The 20,080-nt window shown below is 38.3% G+C and carries 10 protein-coding genes and 4 pseudogenes; 8 read left to right on the top strand and 6 right to left on the bottom strand.

Features of this window, described 5'->3' with window-relative positions:
* Window positions 1-25: 25 nt before the first annotated feature.
* From LZ575_RS12030 to LZ575_RS12020, 3 genes and pseudogenes are all read right to left on the bottom strand, one after another.
* Window positions 26-2,051 (bottom strand): annotated as a pseudogene (locus LZ575_RS12030) (M3 family metallopeptidase).
* Window positions 2,052-2,291: 240 nt separating this feature from the next.
* A pseudogene (gene purE, locus LZ575_RS12025) lies at window positions 2,292-2,778 on the bottom strand (5-(carboxyamino)imidazole ribonucleotide mutase).
* A 46-nt stretch (window positions 2,779-2,824) separates the two neighbouring features.
* Window positions 2,825-3,982: a 5-(carboxyamino)imidazole ribonucleotide synthase gene (locus LZ575_RS12020; protein ID WP_235324828.1), complete on the bottom strand. Its 1,158-nt coding sequence runs from the start codon at window positions 3,980-3,982 to the stop codon at window positions 2,825-2,827.
* A 131-nt stretch (window positions 3,983-4,113) separates the two neighbouring features.
* On the opposite strand from LZ575_RS12020, the gene LZ575_RS12015 reads away from it, so the two are divergent.
* From LZ575_RS12015 to LZ575_RS12000, 4 genes are all read left to right on the top strand, one after another.
* Window positions 4,114-4,644: a phosphoribosyltransferase gene (locus tag LZ575_RS12015; protein WP_235324827.1), complete on the top strand. Its 531-nt coding sequence runs from the start codon at window positions 4,114-4,116 to the stop codon at window positions 4,642-4,644.
* A gap of 2 nt (window positions 4,645-4,646) precedes the next feature.
* A complete protein-coding gene (locus tag LZ575_RS12010; RefSeq protein WP_235324826.1) occupies window positions 4,647-5,225 on the top strand; it encodes an adenylate kinase in 579 nt (192 codons plus the stop codon).
* 38 nt (window positions 5,226-5,263) lie between these two features.
* A complete protein-coding gene (gene obgE / locus LZ575_RS12005; protein WP_235324825.1) occupies window positions 5,264-6,268 on the top strand; it encodes a GTPase ObgE in 1,005 nt (334 codons plus the stop codon).
* Window positions 6,269-6,329: 61 nt separating this feature from the next.
* Window positions 6,330-6,851 (top strand): DUF4136 domain-containing protein, encoded by a 522-nt coding sequence (locus LZ575_RS12000; RefSeq protein WP_235324824.1) that lies wholly within the window; start codon window positions 6,330-6,332, stop codon window positions 6,849-6,851.
* Between the two features lie 454 nt (window positions 6,852-7,305).
* On the opposite strand, the gene LZ575_RS11995 is transcribed toward LZ575_RS12000, so the two are convergent.
* The 3 genes from LZ575_RS11995 to LZ575_RS11985 are packed head-to-tail and all read right to left on the bottom strand — an operon-like array spanning window position 7,306 to window position 15,299.
* A complete protein-coding gene (locus tag LZ575_RS11995; protein ID WP_235324823.1) occupies window positions 7,306-8,922 on the bottom strand; it encodes an OmpA family protein in 1,617 nt (538 codons plus the stop codon).
* Between the two features lie 14 nt (window positions 8,923-8,936).
* A complete protein-coding gene (locus LZ575_RS11990) occupies window positions 8,937-9,878 on the bottom strand; it encodes a type IX secretion system membrane protein PorP/SprF (RefSeq protein ID WP_235324822.1) in 942 nt (313 codons plus the stop codon).
* Between the two features lie 24 nt (window positions 9,879-9,902).
* On the bottom strand, window positions 9,903-15,299 hold the full coding sequence (locus LZ575_RS11985; RefSeq protein ID WP_235324821.1) for a gliding motility-associated C-terminal domain-containing protein: 5,397 nt from the start codon (window positions 15,297-15,299) through the stop codon (window positions 9,903-9,905).
* A gap of 684 nt (window positions 15,300-15,983) precedes the next feature.
* Here LZ575_RS11985 and murC point away from each other — a divergent pair.
* The 4 genes and pseudogenes from murC to LZ575_RS11965 all read left to right on the top strand — a co-directional run.
* A pseudogene (gene murC / locus LZ575_RS11980) lies at window positions 15,984-17,349 on the top strand (UDP-N-acetylmuramate--L-alanine ligase).
* 57 nt (window positions 17,350-17,406) lie between these two features.
* On the top strand, window positions 17,407-18,105 hold the full coding sequence (gene radC, locus LZ575_RS11975; RefSeq protein ID WP_235324820.1) for a RadC family protein: 699 nt from the start codon (window positions 17,407-17,409) through the stop codon (window positions 18,103-18,105).
* A 9-nt stretch (window positions 18,106-18,114) separates the two neighbouring features.
* Window positions 18,115-19,404, top strand: a complete 1,290-nt coding sequence (locus LZ575_RS11970; protein ID WP_235324819.1) for a polysaccharide deacetylase family protein — start codon at window positions 18,115-18,117, stop codon at window positions 19,402-19,404.
* A pseudogene (locus tag LZ575_RS11965) lies at window positions 19,391-19,987 on the top strand (YjjG family noncanonical pyrimidine nucleotidase); the annotation flags it as partial. The gene LZ575_RS11970 and the pseudogene LZ575_RS11965, both read left to right, overlap by 14 nt.
* Between the last annotated feature and the right edge of the window lie 93 nt (window positions 19,988-20,080).

Genomic DNA, 20,080 nt, shown 5'->3' with positions numbered 1-20,080 from the left:
TTTAAAGGCGGTTAAGATTTAAGATTTAAACTTTTTCTATAAGTCCCGCACGTTTTAAAAGAGCTTCCGGTTCAGGTTCTTTTCCCCGGAATCGTTTGTAAAGAGTCATTGGGTGTTCTGTTCCTCCTTTGGATAGGACATTTTCTTTGAATTTAAGAGCTACTTCCCTGTTAAATATCCCTTTTTCCTGAAAATATTCAAAAGCATCGGCATCAAGAACTTCTGCCCATTTATAAGAATAATAACTAAGCAGAATAACCGCCGTGGAAAATATGGGAAAAGGAGGTGCTCATACAATTTTCAGGAACTTCAGGAAAAAGTTTAGTTGGTTTAAAAGCTTCATCTTCATGAGCTTTTACCTTCCTTACTCTTGAAGGATCAATTGCGTGCCAGCTCATATCAAGAAGTCCAAAACTTATTTGCCTAAGCGTCGACATACCTTCCTGGAAATTGGCCGCATCTTTAATTTTTTTAATTAGATCTTCAGGAATGACTTCTCCTGTTTTGTAATGTTTGGCAAACAGCTTCAGGGATTCCTGCTCATAGCACCAGTTTTCTAAAACCTGGCTGGGTAATTCGACAAAATCCCAGTATACGCTGGTTCCTGAAAGACCCGGATAGGTGGTATTAGCCATCATTCCATGCAGGGCGTGACCAAATTCGTGGAAAAGTGTGGTGACCTCATTAAAAGTTAATAAGGAAGGAGTGGTTTTAGTGGGTTTTGTGAAATTACAAACAATAGAAATATGAGGTCTTTCATTTTTGCCGTCCTGTATTTGTTGAGATCGATAGACTGTCATCCAGGCACCATCTCTCTTCCCCGGGCGAGGGTGAAAATCGGCATATAAAAGAGCCACTTCCCTGCCTTCACCGTCGGTAACCCTGTAAGTAATAACATCGGGATGGTAAACGTCTACATCTACTGTTTTTTGAAAGTTGAGGTCATAAAGTTTATTGGAGACTGTAAAGACTCCCTCTATAACCTGGTGAAGCGGGAAGTATGGTTTTAATTTTTCATCGTCTACATCATACAACTTCTGCTTTAGTTTTTCACCATAGTAGGAAGCATCCCATTTTTGCAATTTGTCTATTCCGTCAAGATCTCTTGCGAAATTTTCCAATTCTTTATATTCCCTTTTTGCGGCAGGTTTAGCTTTTTCCAAAAGTTCAGCCAGAAAACCTTCTACTTTTTCCGGGCTTTCTGCCATTCTTTCTTCTAAAATAAAAGCAGCGTGGGAAGAAAAACCCAGTAGATGGGCACGTTGATATCTTAAACTGGTTATTTTTAAAACGTTCTCCTGGTTATCAAGTTCGTCATTATGAAAACCCTTTGAACCAAAGGCAAGTGCAAGTTTTTTCCTTAATTCTCTGTTTGCAGAATATTTCATGAATGGGATATAGCTGGTATAGTCTAATGTGAAGATCCAGCCTTCTTTTCCTTTTTCAACTGCTACTTCTTTTGCTTCTTCCCGTGCTTCGGGAGGAAGACCGTCTAGATTTGCCTCATCTGTAATATGAAGTTCAAACTTATTTGTTTCAGCTAAGACATTTTCTCCGAATTTTAGGCTTAGAGAAGACAATTGTTTGTCTATTTCCCTTAGTTCTTTTTGTTTATCCTCTGGCAAATTGGCGCCGTTTCGGGAAAAGGCTTTATATTTTTTTTCCAAAAGAGTAGTTTGCTCCGGATTTAGATCCAGATTTTTCCTGCTCTTGTAAACCACTTTTACTTTGGAAAAAAGTTCTTTGTTAAGAATTATATCATTTCTAAATTCAGAGAGAACAGGGGAAACTTCCTGAGCTATCTTTTGAATTTCTTCGTTTGTTTCTGCGGAGTTAAGATTAAAAAATATGTTGGTTACCAAATCCAGTTGTTGTCCCGAAAATTCTAAAGCTTCAATAGTATTTTTAAAGTCAGGGGTTTCCTGAGAGCTGACGATTTGCTCAATTTCCTCTTTAGCAAGTTTAATCGACTCCAATATAGCGGGTTTAAAATGTTCGGTTTTTATTGCAGAAAAAGGAGCGGTCTCAAATTTTTTAAGAAGTGGATTCATATTTTTTAATAATAGTTTTGAACGAAATACTGTAAAAACAACTTTTTTTATCGATAAGAGTCAAAAAACATCGGTCAATTACAGGAAATTATGTATATTTCGACATTATTTATGATAATAAAAGGTTAACACAAAAAAGGTAGTTACTTGATGGTTTAGGTTATTATATTTAGAATGGTTAATAAATTATAATTCAAAGACAAAAGGTACTACTCTCGGGCCACGCAATGCGTGGCTTTTTTATTTATTTAAGGTTTTAGCTCCTTCAATTACTTTCTCTTTCAACCCTTCTTTATAGATCAGGATCTTGTCCCGCATACATTTATCAGTCGCACCAATTATTTGCGCAGCCAGGATTCCGGCATTTTTTGCACCGTTTAGAGCTACTGTGGCTACAGGAACTCCGCCGGGCATTTGTAAAATAGAAAGAATGGAATCCCACCCATCTATAGAATTACTTGATTTTACCGGTGACGCCTATAACGGGAAGAGGAGAGAGTGAGGCGATCATCCCCGGTAAATGAGCTGCACCACCTGCACCTGCAATAATAACATGAATGCCTCGATTATGTGCATTTTTACCATAGTCAAATAGTTTGTCAGGTGTACGGTGGGCAGAGACAATATCTACCTCTACTTCAACATCAAAACCTTTTAAAACATCGATTGCTTCCTGCATAACGGGTAGATCACTGGTGCTTCCCATAATTATAGCTACTTTACTCATGTCTTCTTTAAGTTTACTATCCTAACCGCTAAATTTAATCGGGAGGTTAGTTGGTTATTACTTTTATGGAATCTTTTACTTTTTCGGCAATCTCGCGAGCGATATTAAGATCTGGATTAACGATTGTCACGTGCCCCATTTTTCTAAAAGGTCTGGTTAATTTTTTTCCATAAATATGAGGTGTCACGCCCGGCATTCTCATAATTTCTTCAATGTTTTGATAAACAACGGGTCCGGAGTGGCCTTCTTCCCCAGTAAGATTTACCATAATTCCCCCTGCTTTACTTGCCGTCTCCCCAAGGGGAAGGTTGAGAATCGCTCTTAGGTGCTGTTCAAATTGATTGGTATAACTGGCCTCAATACTATAATGCCCACTGTTATGAGGTCTGGGAGCCACTTCGTTTACAAGAATTTCATTTTCGTTTGTTTGAAACATTTCTACCGCCAGGAGGCCTACGTGCTCAAAAGCTTTTGAAACTCTTTCGGCTAAGTTCCTGGCGCGGGTTGCCACCTCTTCTTCTATTCTCGCAGGACATATCACGTATTCCACCTGGTTGGCGGTTGGGTGAAATTCCATTTCTACTACAGGATAAGTTTTCACCTCCCCGCCTGGAGTTCTCGCTACAATAACGGCAAGTTCATTTTTAAATGGCACTAAATCTTCAGCTATGCACTTGGTATTTGGAATATCATTTAGTTGTTCCTCATTCTTAATAATCATAACACCACGACCATCATAACCTCCGGTAGCACTTTTCCATACAAAGGGGAGTTTAATACTTCCTCTCCTCACCTCGTCCAGCAGGTCATTTTTTGTAAAAAAGGTCTTAAAGGAAGAGGTAGGAATATTGTGATCCTTAAAAAACTCCTTTTGAACAGCTTTATCCTGAATTTTTTGAAGTGTACTGGCTGAAGGATAAACTTTTATACCTTCTTTTTCCAGCTGTTCCAGAGCCCTCACATTTACTGCTTCTATCTCAAAAGTGAGGATATCTACTTTTCGACCGAATTCAACCACAGTATCAAAATCCATTAAATCGCCCTGGCTAAAATTATTACTTGAAATTTTTGCGGGAGCTTCATTACTGGGATCTATAACAAAAGTCTGGATATCAAATTTACGGGTTTCATAAAGCAACATTTTGCCTAATTGCCCTCCTCCCAGAATTCCCAATTTAAAGTCAGAAGAAAAATAGTTGATCATTTAATTTACTGGTTTAAGCAAAATTAATTTTTTAAGATGGATTCACGAAGTATTCAGGGATAAATCGGTCAATTTGTTAGAGGTTCAAATTGTTTAGAATCCTTATCTTTGAGCCTTTAAATTCATTAAGATTGATTCAGCTCCACGACTTAGAGTTTACTCCTTTTATTTCAGAAGAAGAGATCCTTCATTCTATAAGTAAGATATCGGAAGAAATTAATAGAGAATATGAAGGAAAGATCTTAGTTTTTCTGGGAATTTTAAATGGCGCTTTTTTGGTTGCTTCAGAAATTATTAAGCGTTTCCCTGCAGATTGTGAGGTGAATTTTGTGAAGTTAGGTTCATATGAAGGAACATCTACAACTGGAAATGTTTCAACCTTGCTTGGACTAACGCAGAATTTAAAAGGTAGAGAAGTAGTGATAATTGAAGACATTGTCGATACCGGAAATACTTTGGCTGCAATTGACAAAATTTTAATGGACATGGAAGTTTCAGGTTATAAAATCGCTACTTTATTTTTAAAGCCACACGCTTATAAAAAATCTTATCCCATAGATTTTGTGGGTATGGAAATCCCAAATGACTTCATCGTGGGTTACGGGTTAGATTACAATGGACTTGGTCGTAATCTCACGCAGGTATATAAATTAAAAGAATAATTATGATAAATATAGTACTGTTTGGACCTCCGGGTGCAGGAAAAGGAACCCAGGCTAACGTTTTAAAAGAAAAGTATGGACTGGTACATATTTCCACAGGAGATGTGTTTAGGTATAATATAAAAAATCAAACGGAACTGGGGGTTAATGCTAAATCTTTCATGGATAAAGGACAGCTGGTGCCCGACAATGTAACTATTAGTATGTTGGAAGCAGAGGTTGATCAGGCTCCGGGAGCCAAAGGTTTTATTTTCGATGGGTTTCCCCGTACAGCTGCTCAGGCTGAAGCTCTTTCTAATCTATTAGCTAAAAAGAATACCGAAGTTTCTGCAATGATTGCTTTGGAAGTAGATGATGAAATACTTGTGCAACGATTGCTGGAAAGAGGAAAAACTTCCGGAAGGCAAGATGATGCAGACGAGTCAATTATTAGGAACAGAATAAAAGTTTATTATGAAGAGACTGCAATCCTGAAGCAGTATTATCTTAAGCAGGATAAGTATTATGGTGTAGATGGAGTAGGATCAATTAATGATATCACACAAAGAGTTAGTGCTGTAATAGATTCTTTAAAGAACTAAGAGCTTATCTACGCAAAGAAGAAATAAAGTATAGAAAAATGACTGAAGGGAATTTTGTTGACTATGTAAAAATACATGTGGCATCCGGAAAAGGAGGACAGGGCTCTGCTCATTTGCGGCGGGAAAAATATGTTGCAAAGGGAGGACCAGATGGTGGTGACGGTGGACGTGGAGGACACGTAATACTAAAAGGTAACAAAAATCTCTGGACATTATTTCATCTTAAGTTTAAACGCCATATTCGTGCAGAGCACGGGGAACACGGAGGTAAACAAACCAGTACCGGGGCCGATGGAGGTGACCAGTATATAGAAGTGCCATTGGGCACAGTGATAAGAGACACTGAAACGCAGGAAATTCTACATGAAATTACTGAGGATGGCCAGGAATTAATTGTCGCAGAGGGCGGTAAAGGAGGATTAGGTAACAGCCATTTCAAAACTTCTACTAATCAAACTCCTCGTTATGCGCAACCTGGAATTGAGGGCGAGGAGAAAGACATTACTCTTGAACTTAAAATTCTGGCAGATGTGGGATTGGTTGGTTTTCCAAATGCTGGGAAGTCAACTTTATTATCTGTAATTACCGCGGCCAAACCCAAGATAGCCGATTACGAATTTACCACTCTTAAACCGAATTTAGGTATTGTAGAGTATAGAGATTATCAAACTTTTGTAGTTGCCGATATACCAGGGATTATTGAAGGAGCTGCGGAAGGTAAGGGGATTGGCCATCGCTTTTTAAGGCATATTGAACGAAATTCAACGCTGCTGTTTCTTATTCCTGCCGATGCGAAAGATATTGTAAAGCAATATGAAATCCTTTTAGACGAGCTTCGCAGGTACAATCCTGAAATGCTCGACAAGGACAGATTAATTGCAATTTCAAAAAGCGATATGCTCGATGAGGAGTTAAAAACCGAGTTGAAGGCAGAGCTTGATGAAAATCTTAATGCTCCTTATATGTTTATTTCTGCCGTGGCCCAACAGGGGCTTACACAATTAAAGGATAAACTGTGGGAAATGCTGAATAAGCAAGTTTAAAAACTGTTAAGCAGGAAATAGTAGGAACGAAATTTGCTTAACTTTAGGAAAATTCGGTCTTATGAAAATTTTCAAATATTTTGCTTTACTTGCTATTGTTACTTCCTGTAATACTCCTAAAGCTGTTTTTGATTATGATGAAAAAGTAGATTTTTCTGAATTAAAAACCTACGGAATATATCCCGATTTAGTTTCAAATTTAAATCAACTTGATGAGCAGCGTCTTTTAGGAATTCTTTCCGAAGAGATGGCACAAGAAGGTTTTACTTCTGCTGAAAGTCCTCAGATATACGTAAATTTTTATACAAACCAATATGAAACTGCCAGCAGGAACAGCCTGGGAGTTGGAGTTGGAGGTGGGGGAGGAAACATGGGAGTGGGAATTTCCGGCGGAATACCAATTGGAGGTCCGGAGACTTATCTCAGGATAACTTTTGACTTTATAGATGCTAACAGCGATTCTTTAATATGGCAGGCTATAGTAGACTCAAAGTTTAATCTAAATGCTTCTCCTCAAAAGCGGGAAGAACAGTTGAGAGCTATGGTAGAAGAAGCCCTGGAAGGTTATCCTCCAAAAAAATAAAACTCTTTTTATTTGCTTAGTTTAATCTTGCTGGAAAGGAGAGATGCCTATTGCTGGTACGATTTTATCTAAACCTTATTTGGTGTTTTCCTGCACAAAACCTCTGCAAGAGTGAATCTCCTGGCAAATTGAATAATGCGAATAGACAGGTGCTGATCGTCTATATCCTGAGCTTTGGTCAGGTTAATCCTGGGAAGTTTTATTATTCCGCCTTTATTCAACCCATTTAGGAATTGGAACAGAAATGGTTTTCAATTACATCTTCTCTGGATGTTCTATAGTGTTTGCTGGCATTAAAAGTTCTGCCACGTGGTGTCTATTAATTTAAGTGTAATGGGATTAACCTGCTGTGGCGGGTCTAAGTACTGAAAGAAGATTTTTCGACTAATGTAGAAATAAAAAAGCTCCGGTTTTCCGGAGCTTTTTCTTTGGTTGGTTAGTTAGTTGCAACTTGCTAGTTCATAATAGTGAACTCACTACGCCTGTTTCGCGCATATTGCTCATTTGTACATCCTGTTGGTTTTGTACAGTCGTTTAATGGCATTGTTTCGCCATATCCTTTAGAGGTCAATCTTTCTCTTTCTATTCCCTGGCTTACCAGGTATTCCAGAGTTGATGCCGCACGTCTTTCAGAAAGATCCATGTTGTATTTATCAGTTCCTCTTGCATCAGCATGTGATCCTATTTCTATTTTAAGAGTTGGATACTTCTTCATGATGTCTGCAACTTTATTAAGAGTAGGTTCAGACTCTGGTTTAATGGTTGCTTTATCAAAATCAAAGTAGATATTACCAACGTCTCTCAATTGTTGTCTTCCTGTTTCAGGATTAGTTTCTCTGTCATCGATTTCAACTACAGGAGGAGTATAATCTTCTCTTGTAAAAGTATAAAGGTTATCTGTACCTCTACGGTTAGAAGCAAAGAATCCTTCATCCTGTCCTTCACGAATAACAAATGCGAAATCGTCAAAAGCACTGTTAGCTGATGTACCAATATTTTTTACTTCAGTAAAATCACCTTCAGTTCTGTAAACGTCCAGGTTACCAAAACCAGGATGTCCGTCTGAAGAGAAGTAAAGAACATCCTCTTCACTAATGAAAGGAAATTGCTCTCTATGTGCAGTGTTTACTCCAGGTCCAAGGTTTGTAGGTGTTCCAAAAGTTCCATCGGCATTTACGTCTACAACATAGATGTCAAAAGATCCTAATGAACCAGGCATATCGCTGGCAAAGTAAAGTTTTGTACCATCGGCACTTAAGCTTGGATGTTCTACAGAATATTCTTCACTTGAAAAAGGTAGGACTTCAACATTGGTCCAGTTGCCATTCACATTCTGTGCACGGTAAATGCTAATGTGGGCTACTTTCTCATCATTTTCATCTTTAACCCTTTTGTCATTAGTACGGTCAAAATACATGGTCATTCCGTCCTGGCTGAAAGTAGCAGAACTCTCGTGAGTATCTGTGTTAATATCACCCGGGAATAAAACTATACCACTCAGTTCGCCCTCATCACTCATATCAGCAATGTAAAGATCAAGAGTTGGCCTTTTGTTCCATGGGTAAATTGGTCTTTCCTGATTTCTTGTTGACGCAAATACTACCTGATCGTTATAAAAAGCAATTCCAAAATCGGCTGAAGCTGCATTATTCATAATTTGATCTGTCGTGTATACGTGCGATACTGTAGTATCAAGTTCTTTTCTGAACTTTTCGAAGTTAAATTCCTTACCGAAGTATTCTGTAAAATGCTCATCAGCATCTTCAGTTTGGCCAGTAGCCATTAAAGAGTGAGCCAGCCTAAAACGGTATTCCGGAGCTACTTCTGCTTCGTGTCTAAGAAATAAAGTTCTGTAAACCTCGGCAGCACTTCCCATTTGATTTGTAAAGAAATAGGAGTCTCCCAGATTTTGAAGAACTTCTTTGTCCTTGTTGGATACTTTCTCATAAGCTTCGGCCGCATCTACATATGCTCTTTGAGCAAAGAAGCGATTTCCTTTCTTTAAGTCACTTTGTGCGAAAGCGGAAAAGCTTATAAGGATAATTAATATTGAACTATATAATTTTTTCATGTTGTCTCTGGTTTTTAGAAGAATCTAGGTGATTTATCATATCCTTTCGATAATCCGAATAGATCTAAATCGAATAATAACAGGAATTCGTGAGTGCCGTCATTATAGTTTCCAAGGTTGGAAGTTGTATAATCATAAGCATACCCTACACGTAATCCCGGTGTTACAGCAAAATTAATTAGACCTGTAACGGACTCATCCAACCTGTAACCTATTCCAGCTTCAAGCCTGTTGAACATTAATACGTTTGCAGTTATGTCAACACTTAAAGGAGCGCCTTCTACACCTCTAGCCATAAAAGCAGGCTTAAGTTTAAAGTCGTTGGAAAGATCAAATACATAACCTCCTGTAAGGAAGTAGTGAACGTTCTCTTCTCCAAGTGCTTTTAGACCCTGCTCATTTTCTAAATGTTTAGAAGTAAAAAGGTTAGGTGCAGATATCCCTAAATAATGGTTATCTCCAAACCAGAAAGCCCCAACTCCAAAAACAGGGAACAGCTCACTAATATCCTGGAAAGCAGGGTCATTAGGTTGATTTGTTTCCAATCTGGAAATGTTTCCGTCAAAAGTGGTTATACCAGCTTTCACACCAAAAGACAATTTATTGTTGTTATCGTCCAGTGGAAGTACATAAGCAAAATCGGCTGTAATGTTATTTTCTTTAATAACATCTCCAATTTCGTCGTGTACTATAGATAAACCTACTTCTACTCGTTCACTTAAGGGAGTGTGAGCAAAGAAACTGGCGGTGCTTGGAGCACCGTCAATTCCTACCCATTGTGATCTATAAATCCCACCCAAATTAAGCATACCAGGATTGTCGGTAGCGTAAGCAGGGTTAATAACACTCATGTTATACATGTACTGAGTGAAGAGGGGGTCTTGTTGAGCTATACCTTTGATAGAAAAAAGGATAATGCCCGTAAAGATTAAATATTTAATTATTGTGTTTTTCATTTCGTTCTATGTTTATCCTTTAAATTATCTACTTAAGTATACTTTGCCCTGAACAGGGGAAGTTTGTCCATCGTTGTAATTCAAGATGTAGAAGTACACACCTGCTGGTAGAACTTCGTCACCTAAAGTAGTGGATTGATTAGACACTCCATCCCAGTCCTGGTTACCTTTGTATACCATGTTACCCCATCTATTATAAATTTCGATGTTGTAGTTAGGATAGTCTCTTCTGATATTTGGAATTTCAAAAGTATCATTGGTACCGTCTCCATTTGGTGAAAATCCTTCCGGAATTCCGCAGAAACCAACGATAACATTTACTAGTAATCTCTCGGTACTCTCACATCCTACAGTTGCATCTGTAGATGTTGCGTAGTAAGTAATTCCATCTTCAAGAGCTGTTGTGCTTACTAAAGCTGTACCACCTGTTGAACTGGTATACACACGAACATCGCTTCCATTAAGTCGGGTCATTAAATCCTGAACAGTAGGATTGTCCTGACGACAGAACTCATTTCCTAAATTAGGAATAGTTGGTGCTACAGAGTCTTCCAAAGTAACAGTAACCATTACAGCTTCTGAAGGTGCACAAGCGTTCTCACTCACTGCAACTGCATAGTAAACAGCGTCAGTCACAAGGGCTGTAGTAGGATCGGCTTCAGTGGTTAGTTCAGCATCAGTATACCAAACAATTGTATCTTCAGCTCCACCTGTCGCAACAAGATTAGCTACAGTAGCACCTTCGCTTAAGCAGAAGAATTGTTCTGCATCAGCTACCGGAGCTTGAGATTGTGATCCACCAACACTAATTGTGAGAGTAGCAGTATCAGTTCCGATAGCACAAGACGATTCGTCTACTGTGTAAGTGATAACATATTCACCTTCACCTTCGGCTACAGGATCAAACATTCCATCCTCGTAAGGAGCACTAAATGACCCAGTCATTAAAGCACCTTCACCAAGTATTGAGAATAGGTCAACTTCTTCAGTATCATCAAGACAAATGTTCACAACCCTGTCACCTCCAGCATTCGCATCCTGAGGTTCTGCTACAGTTATTGTAAATGCTGCCGTGAAATTGTTAGCTGAACATTCAGAGTCATCTTCCTCAACTTCATAGGTAATTACAGTTTCCGCATCTGCAGTAGCCGGATCAAACATACCGTCTTCATAACCAATAAAAGTTCCTGTTGTAGTTGCAAAAGGACTTAAGTAATCAAAAAGATTTACAGGTTCCTGGGTATTACAGAAAGTAATATTTCTGTCCTCTCCCGCGTCGTTAGCTTCTAAAACAGTTACTGTAAGTACTGCAGAATCCTGGCAGTCTCCACTCACTACGGTGTAAGTTGTAGTAAAATCTCCATAATTGCTCACAATGTTGTATTGGGCTATAAGCTCAGCAACAGTAGGATTAAAGGTTCCATTTGTTGGAACACCTTCATCGAGTAGGCTGATGTAAAGATTTCTTACACCGTTATCTCTAAGATTTCTTACTTGAGAATTACAAACTTCAATACTCTTGTCACCTCCTGCACTTATCACATCCTCACACTCGGTAGGATCTGTTTCGTTGTTTACGGTTACAGTTACGGTAGCTGTAGCCTGGCAAGATTCAGTTCCTACAGTATAGGTATAAACTCCTGCAGCATCTGTTGCCGGATCAAAAGTTCCGTTGCCATTACTCCAGGTTCCACCCACATCAGGAGTTCCTCCTAGATAGTCGAATAAGTTCACAGCTGCGTCATCTTCATTTAAAGTCACACTTCCATTTGTACCTGCGTTTACAGATTCTACAACTCTTACAGTTAATTCGACTGAATCTGAACAGTCGCCGTTTGCAATTGTATAGGTAGTAGTGAAATCACCAAGACCGTCTGAATCTGCCTGATATTGCTCCGAAATTTGACGGGGAGTTGGATTAAAAGTTCCATTTCTGGCTACTCCTGTGTCAAGAAGGTTTAGATAATACTTTCTTATCTCGTCAACACTAGGGAAGGTAGCATTTACATCAGCAAGACAAACTACTCCTATCCCCGGAGTACCTGCATTACAGGTAGGATCTGTTTCAGTGTTTACAGTTACAGTTACAGTAGCTGCATCCTGGCAAGGTTCAGTTCCTATAGTATAGGTGTAGACTCCAGCAGCATCTGTGGCCGGGTCAAAAAATCCGTCTCCATTACTCCAGGTTCCTCCCATATCAGGAGTACCTCCTAAGTAGTCCATTAAATTAATAGGAGCATCACTTTCATTCAAAGTAACAGAACCATTTTCACCAGCATTCGCACCACCTTCAGTTACAACTAATGTAATTGTAGCTGAATCGGAACAATCTTCCTCAGTCAAAGTGTAAGTTGAAGTAAAGGTGCCAACAGGATTTGACATCCATTGTGCTACAATGGTCTCCAATGTAGGATTAAATGTTCCTGTCTGGTCAATATCTTCATCAATTAAAGAGCTAAAAAATTCAGCCGCTGAGGCAGGGTTAGCTATAAAGTCTTCTACCTGTGCAGTACATAATTGAACATTTACATCATCACCTGCATCTATTGTACAGGTAGGATCTGTTTCGGTGTTTACGGTTACAGTTACGGTAGCTGTAGCCTGACAAGATTCAGTTCCAACAGTGTAAGTATAAACTCCTGCAGCATCTGTTGCCGGATCAAAAGTTCCGTTGCCATTACTCCAGGTTCCACCCACATCAGGAGTTCCTCCTAAATAGTCGAATAAGTTCACAGCTGCGTCATCTTCATTTAAAGTCACACTTCCATTTGTACCTGCGTTTGCAGACTCTACAACTCTTACAGTTAATTCAACTGAATCTGAACAGTCACCGTTTGTAATTGTATAGGTAGTAGTGAAATCACCAAGACCATCTGGGTCTGCTTGATATTGCTCAGAAATTTGACGTGGAGTTGGATTGAAAGTACCATTTCTGGCTACTCCTGTGTCAAGAAGGTTTAAGTAATATTTTCTTATTTCGTCTACACTTGGGAAGGTGGGAATTACGTCAGCAGAACAAACTACTGCCATTCCAGGATTACCTGCGTCAATTGGACAAGTTGGGTCTGTTACTGTGTTAATAGTTACGGTTACGGTAGCTGTGTCCTGGCAAGGTTCAGTTCCTACAGTATAGGTGTAGACTCCTGCAGCATCTGTAGCCGGGTCAAAAGATCCGTCTCCGTTACTCCAGGTTCCACCCATTTCGGGAGTTCCTCCTAAGTAATCCATTAAATTAACAGGAGCATCACTTTCGTTCAAAGTAACACTACCATCTTCACCAGCATAGGCATCCCCTTGATTTAAAGTAAGAACAAAGGTAGTTGAAGCAGTTCCTGATAAGCAAGTTGCAGGATCAGCTTCAGATACTGTGTAAGTAATTGTATATTCTCCTTCAGAAACTATAAGCGAGCCATTTGCGATCATTTCACCATTCTGGTAGAAATTTCCGCCCATCGTATTGGCTTCGGATAAAAAGTTAAAAAGATTGATAGTATCTTCAGAAGTACATATTGAAGTATCTGCAATTTCACCAGTAGTTGCAGGCTCTGCCGGAACAACTGAAATAGTAAGTTCAACAGAGTCTGTACATTCTCCGTTTCCTACAGTATATGTAGTTGTGAAGTCACCCAATCCGTCATTGTCTGCCTGGTAATTAGCAGCCAACTCTTCCATTGTAGGTTCAAAAGTTCCATTTGTAGGAACACCTTCTTCAAGCAATCCAATATAATAATTCCTTATTGCAGGAAAATCCGGGAAAGTAGAAAGAACATCGGTTTCACAAACAACACCTGTATTGTCAGCTCCCGCATTTACAGTACTACCATCGGTAACGTTTATAGTAATAACAGCTGAATCCTGACAATCTCCTTCTCCTACGGTGTAAGTTGTAGTAAAGGTTCCAATAGGATTAGTTGACCATTGTGCGGCAATTGACTGAAGAGAGGGATCGAAAGTCCCTGTTTGATCAACATTTTCATCAATCAGGTTTCCAAAAAATGCTAAAGCTAAAGCAGGATTTGCAATAAATTCTTCAACTTGAGAAGAACATAGGGACGCATTCACGTCAGCACCAGCGTTTGCTTCACAATCTATTACGGTAATTGTAAATAGTGCCTCATCTGTACCTGTTACACAAGCAATGGAAGGATCAACAATATAGTTTACTGTATAGATTCCAGCACCTTCTTCAGAAGGATTAAAAATTCCCTCTGGATAATTTTCGAAATATCCATTAGGATTAGCACCTTCTGAAAGGTATGTGAAAAGGTTTTGATCACCTTCACTTACATTGAATTCGAGTTCGCGGTCTTCGCTAGCGTTTGCTTCTTCTGCAGCGACGATACTTATAGTTAAATCCACAGATGCAGGACAGTCACCGCTTGCAACAGTGTAAGTAGTGGTAAAATCACCTAATCCATCAGCATCATTTTGATATTGTTGAGCAAGTTGTTGTGCTGTTGGATTAAAAGTACCATTAGTAGGAACTCCTTCCTCTAATAGGTCAAGGAGATAATTGTTAATTGCATCAATACTTTCAAATGTTTCCAGTACATCACTTTCACAAACAATTCCTGTATTAGGTGCACCTGCAAAAGGTTCCTGAATAGTTACAGTAACTTTAAATCTATCCTGACTTTCGCACGGAGGAAGAGAAGAATTACTTCTATTCACAATTTGGCTTGCATAATAGACCTCACCGTTTACCAGGGGAGTTGATGGACTTAATGCCGGGTTTGATGTAAGTGTGCTATACCATCTAAAGGCTTGCGTATTTGGGCTCGTAGCCTGCGCCTGAAGATCGGCAACAGTAGCTTCAGGACAAAAAGTTTGAGTATCATCACCTGTTGGAGCCAAAGCTAATACAGGATCATATCGTAAGGCCAATCTACTTGTAGGACAATTGGTATTAGGATTTCTTTGACCTGCAAAGTAGCTCATCCCATCCTCAAGTACAGTACTTGATGGTAGTGGGTTACCTGAATACTCTTCAGTATAAATTTCTACATTATTTCCCTGTACCAAAGCAATAAGATCGCCAACAGTACTGTTGTCGCTTTCTCCAAATTCACAAGGTTGAAAAATAACTCCGAACTGTGTGGTAGGTGCGCCGTAATTATCTACAGTCACCTCAACAAGTCTTCGGGTTGTGCAGGTTCCGTTAGCGTTACCTGCGTAATAATTTCCATCCTGAAGCAGTTCATTTTCAGGAATTGGTGTAGTTGACTCGAGTGTTCGATACCATCGTAAGGCATCGCCACTCGCTTCCAGGTCACTAACCGTTGCTAAGTAACAGAAACTCTGTTCTTCATTAGTTACGGTGGGGCAGTTTTCCTGTGCGAAGGAAGGAAAACTCGTGGTTAATAAAATAAGGGCGAAAAGGAGCATAGATATCCCTCTCTTCCTTAAAGTAAAATTTTGCATAGGCTAGGTGTTAAATTTGACATTAGAATTCATTGAAAAGAAGCCATAATAGGCTACGCAAATATTGGAATAATTTTCTACAATGCAGGACATTTTAAGCAATAATTTAACAAGTCTTTTTGTTTTGGTTAATCTTTGGTTAAAATGTAGGAAAAACCTACAATATGGTAAGAATTCTGTGGCAGGAGAGGAATTTTGCTTATAAATTCCTGTCAATAACAAATTGTAAGGATGAAAAGTGGGTTAAGAAGGGGGCTCCACAGGTATTTCTTTTAACCATACCAAGAATTTTAAAATCAAGAAGTTAGCTTAAAATTAATGATTCGCTTATTTTATTCAATTTTCAGCAGATAGAATAAGTTAATTGGATGAAATAAAATGAACAATGTTCTGTCAAAAGCATTTATTAATACTGCGAGATGTCAGTTCTTTCGTACCGTTGATCGAAGCTTCGTTGGCTATTTTATCATTTTTTTAGTACGAGAAGAGTCTAAATTTTAGGAATTTTTTTTGTTTTTACACCTCCTTAATTTTTAGATTTTAAGACAATTGTTGAGAGGTAATGTGATTATTTCAATTTTTTTTGATCACGTTATTTAATAATCTTGCTTATAGCTTTTAAGCTTAATTTTCGCTTTCTTTCCTTCCCTCCAGATTCCTATCTTTGGCTAAATTTTTTACTTTATGAGACTTCATTTTATAGCTATAGGTGGAAGTGCAATGCACAATCTTGCCCTGGCTTTACATCAACAGGGATATACAATTTCCGGCAGCGATGACGCTTTTTATGAACCATCAAAATCCAGATTAGAGAAAGCCGAACTACTCCCGCACCAATCAGGATGGTTTCCCGAAAAAATTAAAAAATCTTTAGATGGTGTTATATTAGGAATGCACGCACGGGAGGATAATCCTGAACTTGCGAGGGCTCAGGAGATGGGGCTGAAAATATATTCCTATCCTGAATTTTTGTATGAACAATCCAAAAATAAAACCCGGGTCGTAATTGGGGGGCTCTCATGGTAAAACAACTATAACCTCAATGATTCTTCACGTGATGAAGTACCACCACCGCAATATAGATTATATGGTGGGCGCGCAATTAGAAGGTTTTGAAAATATGGTACAGCTAACAGAAGAGAATGATTTTATTTTACTGGAGGGAGATGAATATCTTTCCTCCCCAATTGACCGACGTCCTAAATTTCATTTATATAAACCGAATATTGCTCTTTTAAGCGGAATTGCCTGGGATCATATAAATGTTTTTCCTACGGAAGAGAGCTATCTGGAACAGTTCAGGATTTTTATTGATTCAATTGTTAGTGGCGGTATTCTCGTCTTTAACGGGGAGGACAGGCAGCTGGTGGATCTTGCTGAGGAGACTACAAACCAAATAAGAAAACATCCTTATTATATTCCTGAATACAGAAATGAAGATGGTCTAACGGTTCTGGATACCCCCGAAGGTGAAATGCCTATTCAGGTGTTTGGTTCACATAATTTAAGCAATCTTTCCGGAGCAAAATGGATATGTCAACACATGGGTGTGGATGAAGATGATTTTTATGAGGCAATTGCAAGCTTTAAAGGTGCTTCAAAAAGATTGGAAAATATAGTGAGAACACCATCTACAGTAGTTTTCAAAGATTTTGCCCATAGTCCTTCTAAAGTAAAAGCTACGACCCTTGCTGTAAAGGAACAATTTCCCGATAAGAAATTTTTTGCCTGTCTTGAACTACATACCTATAGTAGTCTTAATCCGGCCTTTTTATCTCAATACAAAAATACACTGGCACCAGCAGATGAGGCTGTTGTGTTTTTCTCTCCTGAAGCTTTAAAGGCAAAAAAAATGATGCCTATTTCCGAAGAGCAAATTAAGGAGGCTTTTAGTAGTGACAATTTAAAGGTATTTACCCGGCCTGAAAATTTTAAAGAATATTTGATGAGCCTTAATTACACGAATGCCGCAGTACTGCTTATGAGTAGTGGAAACTATGGAGGTTTAAACTTTGATGATATTACCCGCTGGGTTGGTGATAGCCAATAAATAATTCCCTTTATTCCTCTTCAATTTTTTATCTTTAACAGAAACCTAGGCTTTTCAATGGAGGAAAAGAAAGCATCATTATCAATTAAAACCTGGTCTTCAGGAGATCGACCACGTGAAAAACTTATGCAAAAAGGGAAGCTGGCCCTTAGCGATGCAGAACTTATAGCCATTTTAATTGGTACAGGTAATAGTAAGGAAAGTGCAGTAGATTTAAGCAGAAGAATTCTCTCAACCACAAATAACAACTTAAACCATCTTGGGAAACTTTCTCTTCAGCAATTAATGAAGTTCAAGGGGATTGGGGAAGCAAAAGCTGTTACTATACTGGCCGCAATGGAGTTGGGAAGAAGGCGAAGAAGTGAAGAGGCGCTTGAGAAAGTGAAAATTAGCTCAAGCAGTTCGGTTTTCGAAATTTTACAACCTGTCCTGGGAGAACTGGATCATGAGGAGTTCTGGATACTTTATCTTAATAATGCTAATAAAGTCATTGAGCAGTATCAAATAAGTAAAGGAGGAATTACCGGGACTCTTGTAGATGTGAGGGTTACCCTTCGAAAAGCCCTGGAACTGGGCGCTGTTTCTCTCATCCTGGCGCACAACCATCCTTCTGGAAACTTAAATCCCAGTGAAGCAGATAAACAGCTTACCCGAAAGTTAAAAACAGCATCAGAAAGTCTTGATATAAGGGTTCTCGATCATATTATTGTAACTGAAAAATCCTATTTTAGTTTCGCCGACGAAGGGATCTTGTAATAACAAATTATGCTTTTAATTTATACTCCTAAAATTACTCCAAGGATCATATATGCTTTTAAACATGTATGTACACAAATTTTGGGATTGGATATTAATTTTACAACCAAAATTGAAGAATTCATTGCTCACCAGGATCTTAAGTTTTCTTACGGAAAAAAACGCCTTGGGAATGAGCTTTTTATTCAAAATGTAGAACTTCTCCTGGAGCAGGGATTAAGTGATGTAGATGTGAAGGTTCAAACCTGGGGAGAGACAAAATGTTTTTTTTCTGTTTCTGAAAATAGTGATCTTCCTTTTGACATTTTTGCTTCGTCCTTTTATATGCTCTCCCGTTATGAGGAATATCTGCCGCATGTAAAGGATGACTTTGGTCGCTTTCCTGCTTCTGAAAGTTTGGCATACAAGGAAGGGCTACTTGAGTTTCCTGTTGTTGAAATCTGGGCTTATAAATTCAAAGAAATTCTGGAGGAACGGTTTGAAAATATTCAATGGAAAAACCGAAAATTTGAGACTACTACCATAATCTCAGTAAGCCATGTTTTCAATTTTAAAAACAAAGGTTTTCTGCGCAGTCTTGTAGGTACCATAATGGATATCGGGAAATTAAAATTTTCCCGGGTAGTGGATCGCATAAAGGTGTTATTGAGAATTGAAAAAGATCCTTATAATGTATTTGACGATCTAATTCTTTTTATAAAACGACATAAAACAAAAATGGTTTTTATGTTTCAGCTTAGTGATTTTAATGCTTACGACAAGAATATTAATCATAATAGGCTTAACTACAAATCCATCATTAAATATGTAGCGGATTACTCCCAGGTGGGACTTCGACTAGGGTATTTTGCAATAAAGGAGCAGGAGGTTCTTAAGAAGGAAAAGAAACGATTTGAAAATATAATTCATGGTCCTTTACAAAATGTTATTAATCCTAAATATAATTTAAGCCTTCCAACCCATTATGGCTTTTTAAATGAACTGGAAATTCCAAATGATTATTCTATGGGTTATCCAGAATCTATAGGATTTAGAGCGGGGACAAGTTGTTCCTTCCTGTTCTATGATTTAAATATGGAAGTCACCACACCACTCACCATTCATCCTTACGTATTTCATTCACAGGTTTGTCATTCAAGATCAGAAGGCGAAATTAAAAGTAAGTTAGGAGGTATAATAGGAGAATTGAAAAAAGTTGATGGCACATTTAGAGGGATATTTAAGAATCGCGATTTTTCTCCATATTCTGATCCGGAATATTACTATTCCTTACTAAGACAAATAAATGATATTAGATAATATAAAGCACATATTTTTTGACCTCGACCATACATTATGGGATTTTGACAGGAACTCTGCACTTACCTTTGAAGCTATTTTCAAACAGGAAAATCTCGTTATAGATTTACCTGACTTTCTTCATACATATATTCCCATTAACAATAATTACTGGAAATTGTACAGAGAGAATAAAATTTCCAAAGAGGCACTTAGAACTAGTAGGTTAAGGGATTGCTTTAACTGTATGGAGGTGGAAATGTCACCGGAAGTAATTGAGAATCTCGCTTCCAATTATATTAAATATCTTCCTGATTATAATAATTTGATAGAAGATGCAATTGAGGTTTTAAATTATCTGAACAAGAAGTATGAACTACATGTAATCACCAATGGTTTTGAAGAAGTACAGCACCTTAAACTTTTAAACTCTAAAATTTCAGTATTTTTTAAAACGGTAACAACTTCGGAAGAAGCCGGAGTTAAAAAACCGGAAAAAAAATATTTGAGCTGGCGTTGGAAAAAGCAGGAGCCTTATCAAAAGAGAGTTTAATGGTTGGAGATAATTATGAGGCAGATATTATGGGGGCCGAAAATGTGGGAATGAAAACTATCTTTTTTGATTATTACCAACTCAATAATTATAATGTGGAATCTCCTGGTATTCAAAAGTTAAAAGACCTCAAGATATACCTAT

Source organism: Antarcticibacterium sp. 1MA-6-2, assembly GCF_021535135.1.
In the GTDB taxonomy this organism is placed as follows: domain Bacteria; phylum Bacteroidota; class Bacteroidia; order Flavobacteriales; family Flavobacteriaceae; genus Gillisia.
The sequence above is the reverse complement of the archived record's forward strand: the minus strand, read 5'-3'. Positions and strand labels throughout refer to the sequence as shown.

Excerpts from the sequence above, each read along its gene's own strand:
- LZ575_RS12020 (WP_235324828.1), bottom strand. The coding sequence starts at position 3,982 with ATGATCAACTATTTTTCTTCTGACTTTAAATTGGGAATTCTGGGAGGA.
- LZ575_RS12010 (WP_235324826.1), top strand. The coding sequence starts at position 4,647 with ATGATAAATATAGTACTGTTTGGACCTCCGGGTGCAGGAAAAGGAACC.
- obgE (WP_235324825.1), top strand. The coding sequence starts at position 5,264 with ATGACTGAAGGGAATTTTGTTGACTATGTAAAAATACATGTGGCATCC.
- LZ575_RS12000 (WP_235324824.1), top strand. The coding sequence starts at position 6,330 with ATGAAAATTTTCAAATATTTTGCTTTACTTGCTATTGTTACTTCCTGT.
- LZ575_RS11995 (WP_235324823.1), bottom strand. The coding sequence starts at position 8,922 with ATGAAAAAATTATATAGTTCAATATTAATTATCCTTATAAGCTTTTCC.
- LZ575_RS11990 (WP_235324822.1), bottom strand. The coding sequence starts at position 9,878 with ATGAAAAACACAATAATTAAATATTTAATCTTTACGGGCATTATCCTT.
- LZ575_RS11985 (WP_235324821.1), bottom strand. The coding sequence starts at position 15,299 with ATGCAAAATTTTACTTTAAGGAAGAGAGGGATATCTATGCTCCTTTTC.
- radC (WP_235324820.1), top strand. The coding sequence starts at position 17,407 with ATGGAGGAAAAGAAAGCATCATTATCAATTAAAACCTGGTCTTCAGGA.
- LZ575_RS11970 (WP_235324819.1), top strand. The coding sequence starts at position 18,115 with ATGCTTTTAATTTATACTCCTAAAATTACTCCAAGGATCATATATGCT.